This is a genomic window from Beggiatoa alba B18LD (genome assembly GCF_000245015.1).
Classification (GTDB): domain Bacteria; phylum Pseudomonadota; class Gammaproteobacteria; order Beggiatoales; family Beggiatoaceae; genus Beggiatoa; species Beggiatoa alba.
Genome location: NZ_JH600070.1, coordinates 3,909,919 through 3,927,055 on the forward strand (window position 1 = coordinate 3,909,919; position 17,137 = coordinate 3,927,055).

Here is a 17,137-nt window from a genome sequence, read left to right on the forward strand (position 1 = left end):
GTATGCGGTAAAACGCTTTTTCTGTGAATGATAAATATTAAAGCGTGCAGTTATACGCTAAAATAGCCGTTTCGGAAAGTTTTTCCTTTCGTTAAATGCCGTTGTCTTTTTACAAAGTATAACCATACTTTAATTCTCAACCGACAGGTCTTAACACTTGTCACATCGCACATACATCGGCACATATATTGGGGTGCTCCGTTAAGGAGTCAATCTATGGGATGTATGGAGGATTAACCCTACTTTATTTTTTGGAGTTTTTAAATGGCAGTTTCAATGCGTCAAATGTTGGAAGCGGGTGTGCATTTCGGTCATCAAACCCGTTACTGGAATCCGCAAATGGCACCTTATATTTTCGGTGCTCGCAATAAAATCCATATCATCAACCTTGAGCATACCGTGCGTTTATACAATGAAGCGACTAACTTCATTGGTAAATTAGCCGCGAGAAAAGGCAATATTTTATTTGTGGGTACGAAACGTTCTGCCCAAGAGCCAATTAAGGAAGCCGCATTGCGTTGTGGTATGCCTTATGTCAATCGTCGCTGGTTAGGCGGGATGCTGACCAACTATAAGACAGTGAAGTCTTCTATCAAACGCTTGAAAGATTTAGAGGCGATGATTAGCGACGGAACTATCAATCATTTAACCAAAAAAGAAGCCTTATCCATTAATCGCCAAGTCGAAAAATTAGAGCGTAGCTTAGGCGGGATTAAGGATATGAATGGTCTGCCTGATGCGTTATTCGTTATCGATGTCGGTTATGAAAAAATCGCCATTAGCGAAGCGATGAAGTTGGGGATTCCTGTGATTGGTGTGGTGGATAGTAATTCTAGCCCTTTGAATATTGATTATGTGATTCCTGGTAATGATGACGCTATCCGTGCCATTGGTTTGTATGCAAACGGCATTGCCGATGTGATTCTCGAAAGTCGTCAAGCGGGTTTATTGCCCAATGAGGATGATTTCGTAGAAGTGCAAGACGATAAAGTTGCTTCTGACGCGCAAGAACAAGCAGCCGAATAAGCCGTTTTTTGTAGGGGAAGTTTTAGGACTTCCCTTTACCCGAATTTTATATTGATTTGCTTGAAGGAGTTACTGTTTATGACAATTTCAGCGGCACTGGTTAAAGAACTGCGTGAGCGGACTGGTGCAGGTATGATGGAATGTAAGAAAGCCTTGTCCGAAAATAATGGCGATATCGAAGCTGCTATCGAAGCCATGCGTAAGGCAGGACAGGCGAAAGCGGATAAGAAAGCAGGACGTGTTGCGGCTGAGGGGTTGGTCGTGATTCAACAAGATGCGCAAAATGCGGTGATTGTTGAAGTCAACTGTGAAACTGATTTTGTTTCTAAAGGTGATGAGTTTAAAGAATTCTGCGATGCAATTGCCAGTAGTGCATTGGTGAATAAGCCCGCCGATTTAGAGGCATTAGCCGCCGCTCAGTTAGCTGATGGTAAAACCGTTGATGAAAGACGGCGTGAGTTGATTGCGAAGATTGGTGAAAATATGACTATTCGTCGCTTCTCTTTAATGCCTATCAGTGGGGTTGTGGGGGCTTATTTACATGGTACGCGGATTGGCGTATTGGTCGATATGCGGGGCGGTGATGTGGATTTAGCCCGTGATGTTGCAATGCATGTTGCCGCAAGCCGTCCTGTTTGCGTTTCTGCGGAGCAAGTTGACCCTGACTTAATTGCGAAAGAAAAAGAAATTTTCATTGCGCAAGCACAAGAAAGTGGTAAGCCTGCTGAAATTATTGAAAAGATGATTGGCGGTCGGGTGCAAAAGTTCTTAAAAGAAATCACTTTATTAGGTCAGCCATTTGTTAAAGACCCTGACCAAACGGTAGAAAAATTGTTAGGTAGTAAAAAAGCGACCGTTGCCAGTTTTATCCGTTTTGAAGTCGGTGAAGGTATCGAGAAGAAAGTCGAGAATTTTGCTGATGAAGTCATGCAACAAGTGAAAGCAGTGAGCGGTTAATTTTTAACCCAGCTGTTTCATCTCTTTATTTATGTCCGCCGTCTATTGCAATTATGGTTTTTTATCTTTTGCAGTTGCTGATGGCGGACTGTTCACCCTTCTTAAACAAGATAATCGGTATTTTTCCAAATGTCTGAATTGACTCCTGCTTATCGCCGTGTCCTCTTAAAACTCAGTGGTGAGGCTTTAATGGGGAATATAGGCTATGGAATAGACCCGCAAATTATTGCGCGGCTTGCTTTAGAAATCCGTGATATTGTGCAGTTACAAGTACAAGTTGGTTTAGTCATTGGTGGCGGGAATATTTTTCGGGGTGCAGGTTTAACCGCAAATGGGATAGACCGTGTCTCGGCTGACCATATGGGCATGTTAGCAACCGTCATTAACGCACTTGCGATGCAAGACGCATTGTTAAAAGTAGGGGTTCATACCCGCGTGATGTCTGCGATTCGTATTGATGCCGTCTGTGAGGACTATACCCGCCGTCGGGCTATTAGCCATTTAGAAAAAGGGCGGGTGGTGATTTTTGCCGCAGGGACAGGTAATCCTTTTTTTACCACTGATTCTGCCGCGAGTTTGCGAGCAATTGAGATTAATGCAGATTTGATGGTAAAAGCGACAAAGGTTGATGGGGTGTATGCAGCAGACCCGAAGAAAAATCCAAATGCAACGCGATTTAGCCGTTTAACGTATAACGAAGTGTTGGCAAATCAATTGGGGGTTATGGATACGACCGCCGTTGTGTTATGTCGCGATCATAAAATGCCTTTGCGCGTGTTAGATATGGGACAAGCAGGCGCGTTATTACGTGCTGTAACAGGCGTTGATGAAGGTACTTTGATTTATAGTGAGGAATAAGTAATGAGTGAAATGTTACAGATGATAAAATCCGATGCAGAAGAGCGGATGCAGAAAAGTATCGAAGCACTCAAAGCCGAATTTATTAAAATCCGTACTGGTCGCGCTCATACCAGTTTATTGGATCATGTGATGGTGCCTTATTATGGGAATGATACGCCTATTAATCAGGTTGCCAATGTGACCGTGTTAGATAATCGTACCTTAGGGGTAACCCCTTGGGAAAAACCGATGTTATCTACAGTGGAAAAGGCGATTAGAGATTCTGATTTAGGGTTGAACCCAACAAATTTAGGGACAGTTTTACGTGTTCCTTTACCCCCCATGACCGAAGAGCGTCGCCGCGATTTGGTGAAAGTTGTGCGCCATGAAGCTGAAAATGCACGGGTTGCTGTGCGTAATATTCGCCGTGATGCGATTCAGGATTTAAAAGGACTGAAAAAAGACGGTTCTATCTCTGAAGATGATGAAAGACGCGCCGAAGAGAGTATGCAGAAGTTGACAGATAAATATATTGCTTTGTTAGATAAGCAATTAGCGGATAAAGAAACGGAGTTAATGGAAGTATAATGCTGGCGTAATGGTTTATCGTTTTTTTTGGGCGAGTCACCTTAGCGACACATCAACTCTTATGACAAAACAGGCGCAAACGCCACGCCATGTGGCAATTATTATGGATGGTAATGGACGTTGGGCAAAGAAACGTCTGTTACCGCGTATTGCAGGACACCGTGCTGGTGTTGAAACCGTTAGAAAAATCGTGCGTTGTTGTACGGAGCAGGGCATTGAGGTTTTAACGCTGTTCGCGTTTAGTAGTGAAAATTGGCGCAGACCTGAACAAGAAGTCAGTTTATTGATGGAATTGTTTATGTTTGCGTTACAGAATGAAGTTAAAAAATTACATGGTAATAATATTCGCTTGCGAATTATCGGCGAGCGCACTGCCTTTCCTGAAAAGTTACAAGCACTGATTCGTCATGCTGAAGAGCAAACTCAGCATAATACGGGATTGGTCTTAGTCATTGCTGCTAACTATGGCGGACGTTGGGATATTACTCAAGCGAGCCGTTATTTAGCCCATCAAGTTGAGCAGGGGTTATTAACCCCCCAAGAAATTAATGAGTCTTTGTTAGCTAAACATTTATCTTTTGCTGATTTGCCCGAACCTGATTTATTTATTCGTACAGGGGGCGAGCAGCGCATCAGTAATTTTTTATTGTGGCAATTGGCTTATACCGAGTTGTATTTTACGGATACTTTATGGCCTGATTTTGATGCGGATGCGTTTCAATTAGCCCTGACTTCTTTTGCAACGCGACAACGTCGATTTGGACGAACAGGCGATCAGGTAGAACAAGATGCTCAAGCAAAGAATTCTAACCGCTAGTATTTTAGTACCCTTATTAGTCATTTTAGATTTGTATTTTTCTACTTTATCTTTTGCCATTGTCTTGGGCATTTTTGTCTTGCTTGGGGTGTGGGAATGGGCGGGTTTGAGTGGTTGGACGCAAGTTGTAGAAAAATGGATTTATACAGGGATATTTGCGGTTTTAATGAGTATCACTTATTTAGGATTATATAAGTATCCGTTGTTATTGAATGGTTTGATAAGTGTTGCAAGTTTAGGCTGGTTGTTTGCTTTATTCGTTGTGTGGGCTTATCAACAGGGGCGTGATTATTTACCAACAGAGCGAATTGTTAAAACGGCTTTAGGTGTCTGGATTTTATTGCCTGCATGGTGTGCTTTGTGGTTATTGCACGCACAACGTGGGGGGGAGTGGGTGTTATTTCTCTTGATTCTAGTTTGGGCGGCTGATACGGGGGCATACTTTGCTGGGCGACGTTGGGGACGTGGAAAATTAGCGGATAAAGTCAGTCCAGGGAAAACATGGGCGGGTGTTTGGGGGGCTTTAGGAGCTAGTCTTATCGTTACCTTGTTATTTGGCGGGTGGGCGCATTTCTCTGGTGTTGCTTTAGTCATTTTGTTAGGAATTGGGCTGTTGACGGTTTGTGCGTCTATTCTGGGAGATTTGTTAGAGAGTTTGTTTAAACGGAAAGCGGGTGTAAAAGATAGTGGGCAGTTATTACCAGGGCATGGTGGTGTGTTAGATCGAATTGACAGCTTAACCTCAGCAAGCCCCATTTTTGTTACCAGTCTTTTTATCACAGGAACTTTATAATGGCAGGCATTTGTATTTTAGGCGCGACAGGCACTATCGGTTTAAATACGCTTGATGTCATTGGTCAACATCCTGAGCAATATCAGGTTATCGCGCTAACTGCCAATCAAAATGTCGAACGCTTATTGCAGTTATGTATTAAGTGGTCGCCCCGTTATGCGGTGATGGTTGAGCCTGATGCAGCGGAACAACTTGCTTATCGTTTAAAAGCCTTAAATTCAGATGTGACGGTATTAAGTGGCGTAGAAGGACTTGTAAAAGTTGCGCAATTGCCTGATGTAGATAAGGTGATGGCGGCGATTGTGGGCGGTGCGGGTTTATTACCGACACTTGCCGCTGCTCAAGCGGGCAAAACGGTTTTATTGGCGAATAAAGAAGCCCTTGTGATGTCAGGGCATTTATTTATGCAGGCAATTCGGGATACAGGGGCAACGTTATTGCCGATTGATAGCGAACATAATGCCATTTTCCAATGTATGCCTGCGCAGTTTCAACAAGTTGGCGATTTAGCCCAGTTAGGCGTACATAAGATTTTACTCACCGCATCGGGTGGCCCTTTTCGCAAAACCCCGTTAGAACAGTTAGGGGAAGTTACGCCTGAGCAGGCTTGTGCTCATCCAAATTGGAAAATGGGGCAAAAAATTTCTGTTGATTCGGCAACGATGATGAATAAAGGTTTAGAAGTCATCGAGGCGTGTTGGTTATTTAATACAACAACGGATTTTATAGACGTTGTTTTGCATCCACAAAGTATTATCCATTCTTTAGTCGCTTATGTTGATGGCTCTGTGCTGGCACAATTGGGCAATCCTGATATGCGCACACCCATTGCCCACGCGCTGGCTTATCCTAAGCGTATCAGTGCGGGTGTTGAACCCTTAAATTTAATTGAAATTGCTCGATTAGAATTTGAACCCATTGTTGATGGTCGTTTTCCTTGTTTGCAATTGGCTTATGAAGCCATGCGAATAGGGGGAACAGCAACCACGATTTTAAATGCAGCAAATGAAATTGCAGTACAAGCCTTTTTAGAACGACGCATTCGATTTACACAAATTCCGCGCTTAATTGAAAATACCTTAGCACATATTCCTGCAAAAACGGTTACTTGCTTGGATGATGTTTTAGCTGATGATACTCAGGCCCGTTTGTGGGCAACAACATGGTTAGATAAGTTGCAGTCACCTTTTTAACCCCCATATTGCGCATCAATTATTCTTTATAAATTGGGATGGAAATTATGTGGCTCATCCAAACGATATTCGCGTTTATTGTTGCGGTAGTCGTCTTAGTGACGGTTCACGAATTTGGACATTACTGGGTTGCTAAACGCTTAGGCGTTAAAATTTTACGTTTTTCCATCGGATTTGGACAAGTCCTATGGTCACGACGAATTGGGCGTGATAATACCGAATTCGCATTGGCAGCAGTGCCATTAGGCGGGTATGTGAAGATGTTAGATGAAGCAGAGGGGGAAGTCCCTGAGCAAGAACGACATCGTGCTTTTAACCGTCAACCGTTATGGATACGAGCCGCCATTGTGAGTGCAGGGCCACTGTTTAACTTTTTATTTGCTATTCTTGTATATACCCTGATTTATCAATTCGGTATCACCGATATTAAAGCCATTGTGGGTGAGGTGAGCCCAAATAGTGTTGCAGCACGTGCGGGCTTACAATCAGGTGATCAAATTATTGCCGTGAATGGAACAGCCACGCCACACTGGCAAACTGTCCTACAAGCAACATTGCCCGCGATGTTAGACCAAGAAGATAGTATTTATACGGTACAAACAGAAGGGCTTTATGAAAAACAATTAACGGTTGCAACCAGTGAATTATCCCTAGATGATATTGCGGAAGGACAATTTCTTCAGCATTTAGGACTGACTCCTTTTCGCATACCATTACCCGCACAAGCTGGGCAGGTTATTGCTAATAGCGCGGCTGACCGAGCAGGCTTGCAGGAAGGCGACCGTATTTTGTCACTGAATGGGGAAAAAGTTGCAGATTGGACAAATTGGGTAAAATATGTGATGGCTCGTCCTAATCAGCCCATCGTGACAGAAATTGAACGTCAAGGAGAGCGTCATACCTTGACACTAACCCCTGATAATATCGATGGGGTAGGACGTGTGGGTGTTTACGCGCCACGAATACTTATCCCCGAAGATTATTTAACTACTGAATACTATGGCTTTTTTGAGTCTATTTGGAAAGGTACGGTTAAAACATGGGATGTTACAATTCTTTCTTTACGCTTCTTGGGTAAAATAGTGTTATTAGAAGTCTCACTAACCCATATCAGCGGCCCAATTGGCATTGCACAATACGCAGGTATGTCCGCCAGTAACGGCATTATCACCTTTTTAACCTTTTTGGGTGTGTTTAGCATCAGTTTAGGGGTAATGAATCTATTACCAATTCCTGTGTTAGACGGCGGACACCTCTTATTTTATTTTTTAGAATGGGTTAAGGGTAAACCCGTTGATGAAGAAACACAGTTTTTCTTTTATCGAATAGGATTGAGCTTACTGCTTGGACTTATGGGACTTGCGATTTTTAACGACCTTGGACGACTACTTTAGTGATTGTCAACGATATAGCAATAGATAATAACTAATTTCACCCGTTTTATTGATTCTCAAGATAACATCGTAAGATAATAGAGCGATTGCCTAACTTAGTGACCGAATGCCGATAATACGGACAAACACTTAAACAACCCCACCGCCGCTTGAATGAACAATCGACCTTTTACTACGCAACTTAAACGTTTTCAATATCGCCACTGTTTAGGCGTGCTTCTTTCCAGTTACGCACTGAGTGCAGGGGCTTTTGAACCTTTTACCGCAACCGATATTCGTTTAGAAGGATTGACACGCACCACCTCAGGGACGGTTTTTAACTACCTACCGATACAAGTCGGTGAGCGGGTAGATGCACAAAAAACCAATAATGCAATTACTGCATTGTTTAAAACAGGGTTATTTAACGATGTGCAATTAGCGCGTGATGAGAACGTGTTAGTCGTTAAATTGGCAGAACGCCCCGCTATTTCGCAAATTAATATTGAAGGCAATAGTAGTATTGAAACCAAAGATTTAAAAAATGCCTTAAAATCTATTAATTTTGCAGAAGGACGTGTCTTTGATAAATCGACATTAGAACGGGTAAAACTTGAGTTACAACGGCAATATTTCAGCTTAGGAAAATATGCGGTACAAATAGATACCACCGTTACCCCACTGGATGAAAGTCGCGTTGCGATTGACCTCAAAATTTCTGAGGGAGTTGTCGCAAAAATCAAACAAATCAATATTATTGGGAATAAAACCTACCCTGATAAAGCATTGCTCAGTGAAATGCAATTAGGAACAACGGGCTGGCTATCCTTTTTTACCAGCAATGACCAATATTCGCGCCAAAAACTCTCTGCCGATTTAGAAGCCATTCGTTCATATTATTTAGACCGTGGCTATATCAATTTTACCATTGATTCAACACAAGTTTCTATTACCCCTGATAAAAAAGATGTGTATATCACCATCGCTATCACGGAAGGTGAACAATACAGCATTTCTAATATCAAACTGATTGGCAATCTCATTGTCCCTGAATCAGAACTCACCTCAAAAATGACAATTAAGTCAGGTGATGTATTTTCACGTAAAGAAATTACCAGTACAACAGAAGCGATTACCGAACGGATAGGCGATGAAGGCTACGCATTTGCTAACATCAACATGGTGCCTGATATTGATAAGGAAAAGAAAACCGTTGCTTTAAACTTCTTTGTTGACCCAAATCGACGGATTTATGTGCGACGGATTAATTTTCAGGGCAATACGAAAACCCGCGATGAAGTCCTACGTCGAGAAATGCGCCAAATGGAAGGCGGTTATATCTCAACCCGTGCGGTAAAACGTTCACAAAACCGCTTAGAATTACTCAACTACTTTGATAATGTTGGCGTAGAAACCCCTTTAGTCCCCAATACCAACGACCTCGTCGATATTAACTATACCGTTCAAGAAAAAAGCTCAGGCTCATTAATGGCAGGGGTTGGATTCTCACAAACGCAAGGTTTATTACTCAACGCCAGTATTTCACAAGATAATTTCTTAGGCTCAGGGCGACATGTCAGCGCGGCAGTCAACAATAGCCAAGTGAATACCGTTTATAGCTTCTCCTATTTAAATCCCTATGTAGATGTAGATGGGGTTAGCCGTGGTTTTGGACTTTTTTACCGTACAACTGATGCAGAAGAAGCCAACTTAAGCCGTTACACCACCGATGTGTATGGCGGAAACATGACTTATGGTATTCCCATCAGTGAATTCAATAGCGTGCGCCTTGGATTTAACTACGACAACACCAAATTAAAAACCACCGAATCCAGTGCAACAGAAGTTTTTGATTTTATTAATCGCTACGGCGATACTTACGACTCTTATCGTTTAACCGCGAGCTGGTCACGCGATACCCGTAACCGTGCTGTTTTTGCTGATAAAGGGATGTTTCAATCCTTTAACGCAGAAATTGCAATTCCAATCAGCGATTTAGATTACTACAAACTCAGCTATCGCCAACAATGGTTATTCCCCATTATGAAGGATTACGTTTTCTCGACCAAAGCAGAGGTTGCTTATGGTGATGGATACGGCGATAATGACGAGTTACCATTTTTTGAAAACTATACAGCGGGGGGACCGCGTACTGTTCGTGGTTACAAAGAAAACACATTAGGGCCTTTAGACTCTAATGACAGACCGCTGGGGGGAAATTTCAAAGTAGTTGGAAATGCAGAACTTTTCTTGCCCATTCCTTTTGCGGAAGACCTCCGCTCGTTACGTGTCTCTGCATTCGTTGACGTTGGGAACGTGTACGGTCAAAACGAAGATTTTGATGTATCAACATTACGCGCTTCAACAGGACTTGGTGCAATCTGGATTTCACCCATTGGTGTACTCACTTTTAGTCTTGCTTATCCCATTAACGATAAAGACGGCGACCAAACCCAAGCATTCCAGTTCTCAATTGGTACTAATTTTTAATCTTGACATGTCATTGTATGGAGTTTCCCTTGAAAAAGTTTTATCTCATCACTGGTTTATTATGTAGTCTTGTCTCTACCCCTGCATTTGCCGAGTTAAAAATTGGCTTTGTCAATGCTGTACGGGTGATGGAATCTGCCCCCCAAGTTGCGGACGCAAACAAACGCTTAGAAGCAGAATTTGCGAATCGGCAGAAAAAACTGCAAGGCTCACAACAAGAATTACGCCGTTTAGAAGACCGCCTTGCCAAAGATGGCGCAATCATGAGCGAAGCAGAAAACCGCGATTTACAACGGGATATTGCTGCTAAACGTCGTGATTTACGCCGTGAACAAGATGAATTCCGTGAAGACTACAATATCCGTCGGAGTGAAGAGCTAGACAAATTACAAAAACGAATTGTTGAAGTGATTCAATCCATTGCCCGTCAAGAGGCTTATGACTTTATACTCAGTGATGGCGTTGTATGGGCCAGTGATAAAGTTGATATTACTGAAAAAGTCTTAGGCAGTTTAAAGAAAAAATAATCCTTAAACCCCATCCCTACTGAGCCTATGTCCGTTTCTGTGAGCCTTGCTGAATTAGCGGCAACCCTTGGAGCAGAACTACAAGGTGCAGACCCGTCGACCGTTGTGAGTGGTATTAACTCCCTCACACGGGCGACTGCACAAGAAGTCAGCTTTTTCTCCAACCGTCGTTATCGTGCTGACCTGCTTAAAACCCAAGCAGCTGCCGTTATATTGAACGCAAAAGACCATGTCGATTGCCCTGTTCCTGTGCTGCTCATGGAAAATCCTTATCTTGGCTACGCACTTGCTGCCGCTTATTTTAACCCGCCCCTGCCAAAACCTATAGGCATACACCCCAGTGCATGGGTTAGCCCTGAGGCAACGCTTGGTCATGGTGTCTATATTGGCGCACAAGCGGTGGTCGAAGCGCGAGCCGTTATTGAGGATAATGCGGTTATCGGTGCAATGTCCGTCATCGGTGTTGGAGTACATATCGGGGAAGGTAGCCAACTGATTGCCCAAGTGACGTTATGCACAGGCACAAAAATTGGCAAGCGTGTTGTGATACAACCAGGAGCAGTCATTGGTGCGGATGGTTTTGGACTTGCTAATCATCAAGGTCAATGGATTAAAGTCCCTCAGTTAGGTGGTGTTATCATTGGTGACGATGTAGAAATAGGCGCAAATACCACCATTGATAAAGGCGCGCTAGAAGACACCATCATAGAACGTGGCGTAAAACTCGATAATCAAATCCAAATTGCTCACAATGTTCACATTGGAGAACATACAGCAATTGCAGGTTGTGTTGGTATTGCAGGCAGTACGCGCATTGGGCGTTATTGCATGATTGCAGGTGGTGTTGGCATTGTGGGACACATTGAACTGGTCGATCATGTTCATGTCACAGGTGGTTCTATTATTTTACAATCCATCCTCTCACCAGGAGTTTATTCTTCAGGTACTCCGTTAGAACTAAACCATCAATGGCATCGCAATTATCACCGTTTTAAACAACTGGATGACATGGCAAAACGTCTCACTTCTTTAGAAAAAACGCTGAAATGACAAAACATTATTTCTGTGGTCATCAAGACTGCACACATTCTCACTCCTTCTTATCCTGTCAAACAGGAGCCATGCGATGACAACAAATACTTTGAATAGCATGGATATTCATCAAATTTTACAACACTTACCCCATCGTTATCCTTTTTTGCTCATCGATAGGGTATTAGATTACAAACTGGGTGAGTATTTAACAGCGATTAAAAACGTATCCTATAATGAACCTTTCTTTTTAGGACATTTTCCTCACCGCCCTGTTATGCCAGGCGTTTTAATACTAGAAGCGATGGCACAAGCAACAGGCGTACTTGCTTTTAAAACCAGCGATGCAAAACCTGATAACCAATCCCTCTATTACCTAGTCGGTATTGACAATGCTCGGTTTAAACAACCAGTTGAACCAGGTGATCAGCTCTACATAGAAGTGAAAGTGACCAGAATTATTCGGGGGGTTTGGAAATATGCCGCAACCTCGACAGTTGACGGCAAATTGGTTTCCAGTGCCGATCTCATGTGCATGAAAAGTGATATACCAAGTTGATAGACCCACGCGCATACATAGACCCTAAAGCAGAACTAGACAGCAGTGTCCAAGTTGGAGCTTTCTCATATATCGGTGCTGGTGTCCAAATTGACGCAGGCACAAAAATAGAACCGCATGTCGTCATTAAAGGCACGACTCGAATTGGACGCAATAACCGTATCCATCAATTTGCAGCATTAGGCGATGATCCACAAGATAAAAAATATCGTGGAACAGATACACGCTTAGAAATTGGTGATGACAACGTTATTCGTGAATATTGCACCATGCACCGTGGAACAGAAGATGACGAAGGGATTACTTCCATTGGAAATGACAACTGGATTATGGCATATACCCACTTTGCCCATGATTCACGGGTAGGCAATCATACCATTTTCGCAAACGGCTCATCCTTAGCAGGACATGTCATTGTTGCTGATTACGTCATACTGGGCGGATTTAGCCTCGTGCATCAGTTTTGCCAACTAGGCGCGCACAGCTTTTCAGGAGCAGGCACCGTCATATTTAAAGACGTTCCCCCCTTTGTGACCGTTTGGGGCAATACCGCAAAAGCCTATGGTATTAATAAAGAAGGGTTAAAACGCCGTAACTTCAGCCCTGAAGCCATTCGCCACATTCAAGAAGCCTATAAAATCATCTATCGACAAGGCTTAACCTTAACAGAGGCAATAGAAGCCTTAAAAGTGAAAGCAACGGATTGTGCTGAAATTAACTTAATGATTGATTTTCTAGGAAAAACAACACGCGGTATTGTACGCTAATACTAATCTAACGTATAAACAATCTGTTGCTTTCTTTAGCCCATAAAAAAACCTGTCCGTACGAAACACCGTGACAGGTTTTTTTATAAAAAGACGGCGCAATCGAGTCGCGGTAACGCTTACGCTTGAGCTTGTTGGCTCAAACTACGAATATGACTATTTAAACGGCTCTTATGACGAGCAGCCTTATTCTTATGAATTAAACCTTTATGCGCCATGCCATCAATGACAGGAACTGCAATTGCATAAGCGGCTTTAGCGGCTTCAACATTACCTGTTGCTAAGGCTTTAACCACGTTTTTAATAGAAGTACGTAAACGGGTACGTTGTCCCGCATTTAATTGACGATGTGCTTCGGATTGACGAACCCGTTTCTTTGCTTGTGCTGAATTAGCCAACGTTGAACTCCCTGAATAATGACCAGTTGAAACTTAAACTCATAATTATGTAGTAAGTTAAGCGTTTAATCAAGATGTGTTTTATAAACCTAAATTCAACATGATTATATCGCCTTGTGACCGATAATAATTGCGTAGCAACTTAATCAGTTAGCATAAAATATTACCAATATTCTTTAGCCTTTGTATTAATAATAGATTAAATATCCAGTTGACAGGGTATGAATCTGATTTGCGTTTTGATGTCTCAGATGTGCAGGTGCGTTAAATTTAGCGGTTCTCATAACGATACTTAAAAGAAATCAGTTATCCGATTAGAACAGCTTGATTAATTGCTAAGTGAGTTTAATTAAGGATGCGCCAATGAAAAACTTTTTTATATTGCTTTATTTATTAGTTTTTTCCAATACTATTTATGCCACACAATGGGAACGGGTCGCAACAGGTCGCAGTGGATTTGGGGAAAACGACACGATTGCCATTTCTCCCCATAATCCAAATATGCTCTATTTTACGGATGCTGACTGGCTTTATCAGAGTAAAGACGGTGGGGAACAGTGGGAACAGCTAGAAACGACAAATGTCGAAGGGGTAATCAATGGTATCGTTATTAACCCACAAAATACGGCTATTATTTACCTAACAACTCACGATGATTCAACAGTTCGTATTTTTAAATCCGAAGATGATGGCATCTCTTGGGTAAAAAAATATGAAAATACGGGCTACTTGATTCAATTAAGAATTAATCCTTATAATCCTGATATTCTTTATTTTTTAAATTATGGTTTTCTCAAAAGTGTTGATGGTGGTGATAACTGGGAAAACGCCTTACCTTCTCCATATTCGCCTTCATTTATCGCCGTGAATCCACAAAATCCCAACACACTTTATCTGAGTACGAATGATTCTCCCTTCTCTGGTGGTACTCGTGGTTATGAACTTCATAAGAGTGTCGATCAAGGGCAAACTTGGGTGTTAAAAACTTTTTTTTCTTCCGTCCTACAGGAAGGAAATTTACCTATCGCAATTGATCCACATCATCCAAATACACTTTATGTCAGTGAAGAACACTATAATCCACCTAGAGAATATGAACCACGTATTAGCAAAAGCACTGATGGGGGAGAAACATGGGAGACTATTCATCATATTGCAGCCGATAATATTGTGATTGACCCCCATAATCCAGAAATTGTCTATTTAGGCGCACGAACAGGTTTATACCGTAGCGCGAATGGCGGTAAAACTTGGACTGAGTTATCAACTGAGCTTAGTTCAAAACCTAATATTCGCGCACTGGTTATCAACCCGCATCATCCTGAAATTCTCTTTGTCGGGGTACAAAATAGCGGATTATATCGTGTTATTACTGATAGTGATTGCGTTGCCACCTATCATTTGGCACAAAATACCGTCAATATTCCTTGTCTTCGTATTGATAATGATAACAATGTATTGAATGTCGAGTTGACTGGACGTGAATCTGATTTGCGTTTTGATGTCTCAGATGTGCAGGTGCGTTAAGTTTATTTGAACAAACCATTTAAAACAGGGTATATCATTAATTATATGATATACCCTGTTTTTTTCTAAAAATAAAATCAGAATAAATCATCTTTATATATCCCTAGCATATTGACTGAATTGCCTACCACACTACGTACTTTTCTACCCTACCTGACATCAATAAGTTGGTGATACAATATCCCGTTATTACATCTATTTATAAAATAAATTATGTAACAACCTGATATTTTAAAATATGTACGGGTTTTTTCTCCTTCTTAAACACTCAAACTATCACAGAATTTAAGGTTTTCATTTATGGCAGGACATAGTAAGTGGGCGAATATTCAGCATCGTAAAGGTGCGCAAGATGCAAAAAGAGCCAAAGTTTTTACGAAATTTATTCGTGAAATCACCGTTGCCGCACGGATGGGAGGGGGAGACCCAAATGCAAACCCCCGTTTGCGTTTAGCGGTGGATAAGGCATTAACCGCTAATATGCCGAAAGACACAATTGAACGGGCGATTAAGCGCGGAGCAGGTGCGGCGGAAGGGGAAAACTACGAAGAAGTCCGTTATGAAGGATATGGCGCGGGCGGTATTGCGGTGATTGTGGATTGTATGACGGATAATCGCAATCGGACGGTTTCTGAAGTGCGTCATGCGTTTAGTAAATGTGGCGGGAACTTAGGCACGGATGGTTCTGTGGCATTTATGTTCGAAGAAATTGGGCTTTTAACCTACCCCGCTGGTAGTGATGAAGACAAGCTCATGGAGGCGGCTTTAGAAGCTGGTGCGCAGGATGTGGTGAAGAATGAAGACAGTTCTGTCGATATTATTACCGCACCCAGTGATTTACACAGCGTTAAAACGGCGATGGAAAAAGCAAAATTAGCCCCTGAATCGGCTGAAATTACCATGCGTGCAGGTACAAGCACCAGTGTTGATTTAGAAACTGCACAGAAAATCGTTAAATTACTAGATATGCTAGAAGATTTAGATGATGTGCAAAAAGTCTATTCAAATGCCGACTTTAGTGATGAAGTCATGGCAGCACTCGCATAATTTTTGCATGACACGAATATTAGGAATAGACCCTGGTTCTCGAGTAACGGGGTTTGGCATTATTGAGGCGCACGCTCAAAAGGCTGTATTTGTTACGTGTGGGTGTATTCGCACTCACACAACAGATATGCCGACACGCTTGCATGAAATTTATACAGGATTGCAATCATTGATTGCGCAATATCAACCCAGTGTTTTAGCCATAGAACAAGTATTTGTGTCACGAAATGTGAGTTCTGCGTTAAAGTTAGGACAAGCACGTGGTGCAGCAATTGTTGCAGCAGTGGTACAAGGTTTGCACGTTCATGAGTATGCGCCGAATCAAATTAAGCAGGCTGTTGTTGGACAGGGACATGCACAAAAAGAGCAGGTGCAACAGATGGTGAAAATTCTATTATGTTTATCCGCTGTTCCTCAAGCCGATGCGGCGGATGCGCTCGCGGTCGCACTTTGTCATTTGCACACAGCACAACATCAACAGCAGTTAGCCAAAGCAGGTATATTGCGGTAAGGTCATCGTATTTTCACTTTCAATTGAACTAGGTTATTTCATGATTTCGCGCTTACGCGGATTATTATTAGAAAAATCTCCTCCTATACTTGTCATCGATGTACAAGGGGTCGGCTATGAAGTAGAAGCCCCGATGTCAACTTTTTATAAATTACCTGATTTGAACCAGTCTGTTAGTTTATTTACTCATTTATTAATTCGTGAAGATGCCCATCATCTTGTTGGTTTTATTAGTGATGCAGAACGGCGCATGTTTCGAGAATTAATTCGCGTCAATGGTGTGGGAGCTAAATTAGCATTAGGTATTTTATCCGCTATGGAATTAGGTACATTTGCAAGTAGTATTCAGCAAGGGAATACCGCCCAATTAATCAAAATTCCTGGTGTCGGAAAAAAAACGGCTGAACGTTTAGTTATTGAAATGCGTGATAGATTAACCACATTTATCACCGATGCGCCCAATCATTCCGCGACATCATCCGCCTCATCTGCTTTAGTACAGGGATTGATTAGCCCAGTCGATGATGCGATTAGTGCATTGATTGCACTAGGATATAAGCCTCAGGAAGCAACACGTTGGGTACAAGCTGTGACAAGCGAAAGCACAGAAAAAATCAGCAGTGAGATATTAATTAAACGGGCATTACAAGCCGCATTAAAACAGTAACGAGGGATGAACTCGCGTTTAAAGA

Annotated in this window: 18 protein-coding genes; 17 read left to right on the top strand and 1 reads right to left on the bottom strand. The window is 42.2% G+C overall.

Annotated elements, in window-relative coordinates; translation table 11 throughout:
• Nucleotides 1–264 precede the first annotated feature (264 nt).
• From rpsB to lpxA, 13 genes are all read left to right on the top strand, one after another.
• Nucleotides 265–1,026 (top strand): 30S ribosomal protein S2, encoded by a 762-nt coding sequence (gene rpsB, locus BEGALDRAFT_RS16095; RefSeq protein WP_002691824.1) that lies wholly within the window; start codon nucleotides 265–267, stop codon nucleotides 1,024–1,026.
• Between the two features lie 78 nt (nucleotides 1,027–1,104).
• A complete protein-coding gene (tsf, locus tag BEGALDRAFT_RS16100) occupies nucleotides 1,105–1,983 on the top strand; it encodes a translation elongation factor Ts (protein WP_002691825.1) in 879 nt (292 codons plus the stop codon).
• Nucleotides 1,984–2,112: 129 nt separating this feature from the next.
• On the top strand, nucleotides 2,113–2,841 hold the full coding sequence (pyrH, locus tag BEGALDRAFT_RS16105; protein ID WP_002691827.1) for a UMP kinase: 729 nt from the start codon (nucleotides 2,113–2,115) through the stop codon (nucleotides 2,839–2,841).
• A 12-nt stretch (nucleotides 2,842–2,853) separates the two neighbouring features.
• Nucleotides 2,854–3,411, top strand: coding sequence for a ribosome recycling factor (frr, locus tag BEGALDRAFT_RS16110; RefSeq protein ID WP_040295735.1), 558 nt, complete (start codon nucleotides 2,854–2,856; stop codon nucleotides 3,409–3,411).
• A 61-nt stretch (nucleotides 3,412–3,472) separates the two neighbouring features.
• Nucleotides 3,473–4,228 carry an isoprenyl transferase gene (locus BEGALDRAFT_RS16115; protein ID WP_002691831.1) on the top strand — a complete coding sequence of 252 codons (756 nt, stop codon included), beginning with the start codon at nucleotides 3,473–3,475 and terminating at the stop codon, nucleotides 4,226–4,228.
• A complete protein-coding gene (locus BEGALDRAFT_RS16120; protein ID WP_002691832.1) occupies nucleotides 4,200–5,021 on the top strand; it encodes a phosphatidate cytidylyltransferase in 822 nt (273 codons plus the stop codon). Before BEGALDRAFT_RS16115 ends, BEGALDRAFT_RS16120 begins: the two co-directional genes overlap by 29 nt.
• A complete protein-coding gene (ispC, locus tag BEGALDRAFT_RS16125) occupies nucleotides 5,021–6,214 on the top strand; it encodes a 1-deoxy-D-xylulose-5-phosphate reductoisomerase (protein ID WP_002691834.1) in 1,194 nt (397 codons plus the stop codon). Before BEGALDRAFT_RS16120 ends, ispC begins: the two co-directional genes overlap by 1 nt.
• Before the next feature lie 47 nt (nucleotides 6,215–6,261).
• Nucleotides 6,262–7,608, top strand: a complete 1,347-nt coding sequence (rseP, locus tag BEGALDRAFT_RS16130; protein WP_002691836.1) for an RIP metalloprotease RseP — start codon at nucleotides 6,262–6,264, stop codon at nucleotides 7,606–7,608.
• Between the two features lie 153 nt (nucleotides 7,609–7,761).
• On the top strand, nucleotides 7,762–10,077 hold the full coding sequence (gene bamA, locus BEGALDRAFT_RS16135) for an outer membrane protein assembly factor BamA (RefSeq protein WP_002691838.1): 2,316 nt from the start codon (nucleotides 7,762–7,764) through the stop codon (nucleotides 10,075–10,077).
• Between the two features lie 29 nt (nucleotides 10,078–10,106).
• On the top strand, nucleotides 10,107–10,604 hold the full coding sequence (locus BEGALDRAFT_RS16140) for an OmpH family outer membrane protein (protein ID WP_040295009.1): 498 nt from the start codon (nucleotides 10,107–10,109) through the stop codon (nucleotides 10,602–10,604).
• A gap of 27 nt (nucleotides 10,605–10,631) precedes the next feature.
• Nucleotides 10,632–11,654 (top strand): UDP-3-O-(3-hydroxymyristoyl)glucosamine N-acyltransferase, encoded by a 1,023-nt coding sequence (gene lpxD / locus BEGALDRAFT_RS16145; RefSeq protein ID WP_002691842.1) that lies wholly within the window; start codon nucleotides 10,632–10,634, stop codon nucleotides 11,652–11,654.
• Nucleotides 11,655–11,730: 76 nt separating this feature from the next.
• Entirely contained in the window at nucleotides 11,731–12,195 is a 465-nt protein-coding gene (gene fabZ / locus BEGALDRAFT_RS16150; RefSeq protein WP_002691844.1) for a 3-hydroxyacyl-ACP dehydratase FabZ, read from the top strand.
• Nucleotides 12,192–12,962 carry an acyl-ACP--UDP-N-acetylglucosamine O-acyltransferase gene (gene lpxA, locus BEGALDRAFT_RS16155; protein ID WP_002691847.1) on the top strand — a complete coding sequence of 257 codons (771 nt, stop codon included), beginning with the start codon at nucleotides 12,192–12,194 and terminating at the stop codon, nucleotides 12,960–12,962. Before fabZ ends, lpxA begins: the two co-directional genes overlap by 4 nt.
• Nucleotides 12,963–13,081: 119 nt before the next feature.
• Here the strand turns inward: lpxA and rpsT are convergent, their stop codons facing one another.
• The gene (rpsT, locus tag BEGALDRAFT_RS16160) at nucleotides 13,082–13,360 is read right to left on the bottom strand and encodes a 30S ribosomal protein S20 (RefSeq protein WP_002691849.1); all 279 of its coding nucleotides are present in this window, start codon (nucleotides 13,358–13,360) and stop codon (nucleotides 13,082–13,084) included.
• 363 nt (nucleotides 13,361–13,723) lie between these two features.
• Here rpsT and BEGALDRAFT_RS16165 point away from each other — a divergent pair, with 363 nt between their 5' ends.
• The 4 genes from BEGALDRAFT_RS16165 to ruvA all read left to right on the top strand — a co-directional run bounded on the left by BEGALDRAFT_RS16165 (nucleotide 13,724) and on the right by ruvA (nucleotide 17,112).
• Nucleotides 13,724–14,887, top strand: coding sequence for a WD40/YVTN/BNR-like repeat-containing protein (locus BEGALDRAFT_RS16165; RefSeq protein WP_002691851.1), 1,164 nt, complete (start codon nucleotides 13,724–13,726; stop codon nucleotides 14,885–14,887).
• Between the two features lie 300 nt (nucleotides 14,888–15,187).
• Nucleotides 15,188–15,934 carry a YebC/PmpR family DNA-binding transcriptional regulator gene (locus BEGALDRAFT_RS16170; RefSeq protein ID WP_002691853.1) on the top strand — a complete coding sequence of 249 codons (747 nt, stop codon included), beginning with the start codon at nucleotides 15,188–15,190 and terminating at the stop codon, nucleotides 15,932–15,934.
• A 7-nt stretch (nucleotides 15,935–15,941) separates the two neighbouring features.
• On the top strand, nucleotides 15,942–16,445 hold the full coding sequence (gene ruvC / locus BEGALDRAFT_RS16175) for a crossover junction endodeoxyribonuclease RuvC (RefSeq protein WP_002691855.1): 504 nt from the start codon (nucleotides 15,942–15,944) through the stop codon (nucleotides 16,443–16,445).
• Between the two features lie 40 nt (nucleotides 16,446–16,485).
• The gene (gene ruvA / locus BEGALDRAFT_RS16180) at nucleotides 16,486–17,112 is read left to right on the top strand and encodes a Holliday junction branch migration protein RuvA (protein ID WP_002691857.1); all 627 of its coding nucleotides are present in this window, start codon (nucleotides 16,486–16,488) and stop codon (nucleotides 17,110–17,112) included.
• The last annotated feature ends 25 nt before the right edge of the window (nucleotides 17,113–17,137 follow it).

Bases quoted from the DNA above. Each gene is read 5' to 3' on its own strand.
- ruvC (WP_002691855.1), top strand. From the start codon at position 15,942: ATGACACGAATATTAGGAATAGACCCTGGTTCTCGAGTAACGGGGTTT.
- rpsB (WP_002691824.1), top strand. From the start codon at position 265: ATGGCAGTTTCAATGCGTCAAATGTTGGAAGCGGGTGTGCATTTCGGT.
- bamA (WP_002691838.1), top strand. From the start codon at position 7,762: ATGAACAATCGACCTTTTACTACGCAACTTAAACGTTTTCAATATCGC.
- fabZ (WP_002691844.1), top strand. From the start codon at position 11,731: ATGACAACAAATACTTTGAATAGCATGGATATTCATCAAATTTTACAA.
- pyrH (WP_002691827.1), top strand. From the start codon at position 2,113: ATGTCTGAATTGACTCCTGCTTATCGCCGTGTCCTCTTAAAACTCAGT.
- BEGALDRAFT_RS16120 (WP_002691832.1), top strand. From the start codon at position 4,200: ATGCTCAAGCAAAGAATTCTAACCGCTAGTATTTTAGTACCCTTATTA.
- rseP (WP_002691836.1), top strand. From the start codon at position 6,262: ATGTGGCTCATCCAAACGATATTCGCGTTTATTGTTGCGGTAGTCGTC.
- ruvA (WP_002691857.1), top strand. From the start codon at position 16,486: ATGATTTCGCGCTTACGCGGATTATTATTAGAAAAATCTCCTCCTATA.
- tsf (WP_002691825.1), top strand. From the start codon at position 1,105: ATGACAATTTCAGCGGCACTGGTTAAAGAACTGCGTGAGCGGACTGGT.
- frr (WP_040295735.1), top strand. From the start codon at position 2,854: ATGTTACAGATGATAAAATCCGATGCAGAAGAGCGGATGCAGAAAAGT.
- BEGALDRAFT_RS16165 (WP_002691851.1), top strand. From the start codon at position 13,724: ATGAAAAACTTTTTTATATTGCTTTATTTATTAGTTTTTTCCAATACT.
- ispC (WP_002691834.1), top strand. From the start codon at position 5,021: ATGGCAGGCATTTGTATTTTAGGCGCGACAGGCACTATCGGTTTAAAT.
- BEGALDRAFT_RS16115 (WP_002691831.1), top strand. From the start codon at position 3,473: ATGACAAAACAGGCGCAAACGCCACGCCATGTGGCAATTATTATGGAT.
- lpxD (WP_002691842.1), top strand. From the start codon at position 10,632: ATGTCCGTTTCTGTGAGCCTTGCTGAATTAGCGGCAACCCTTGGAGCA.
- BEGALDRAFT_RS16170 (WP_002691853.1), top strand. From the start codon at position 15,188: ATGGCAGGACATAGTAAGTGGGCGAATATTCAGCATCGTAAAGGTGCG.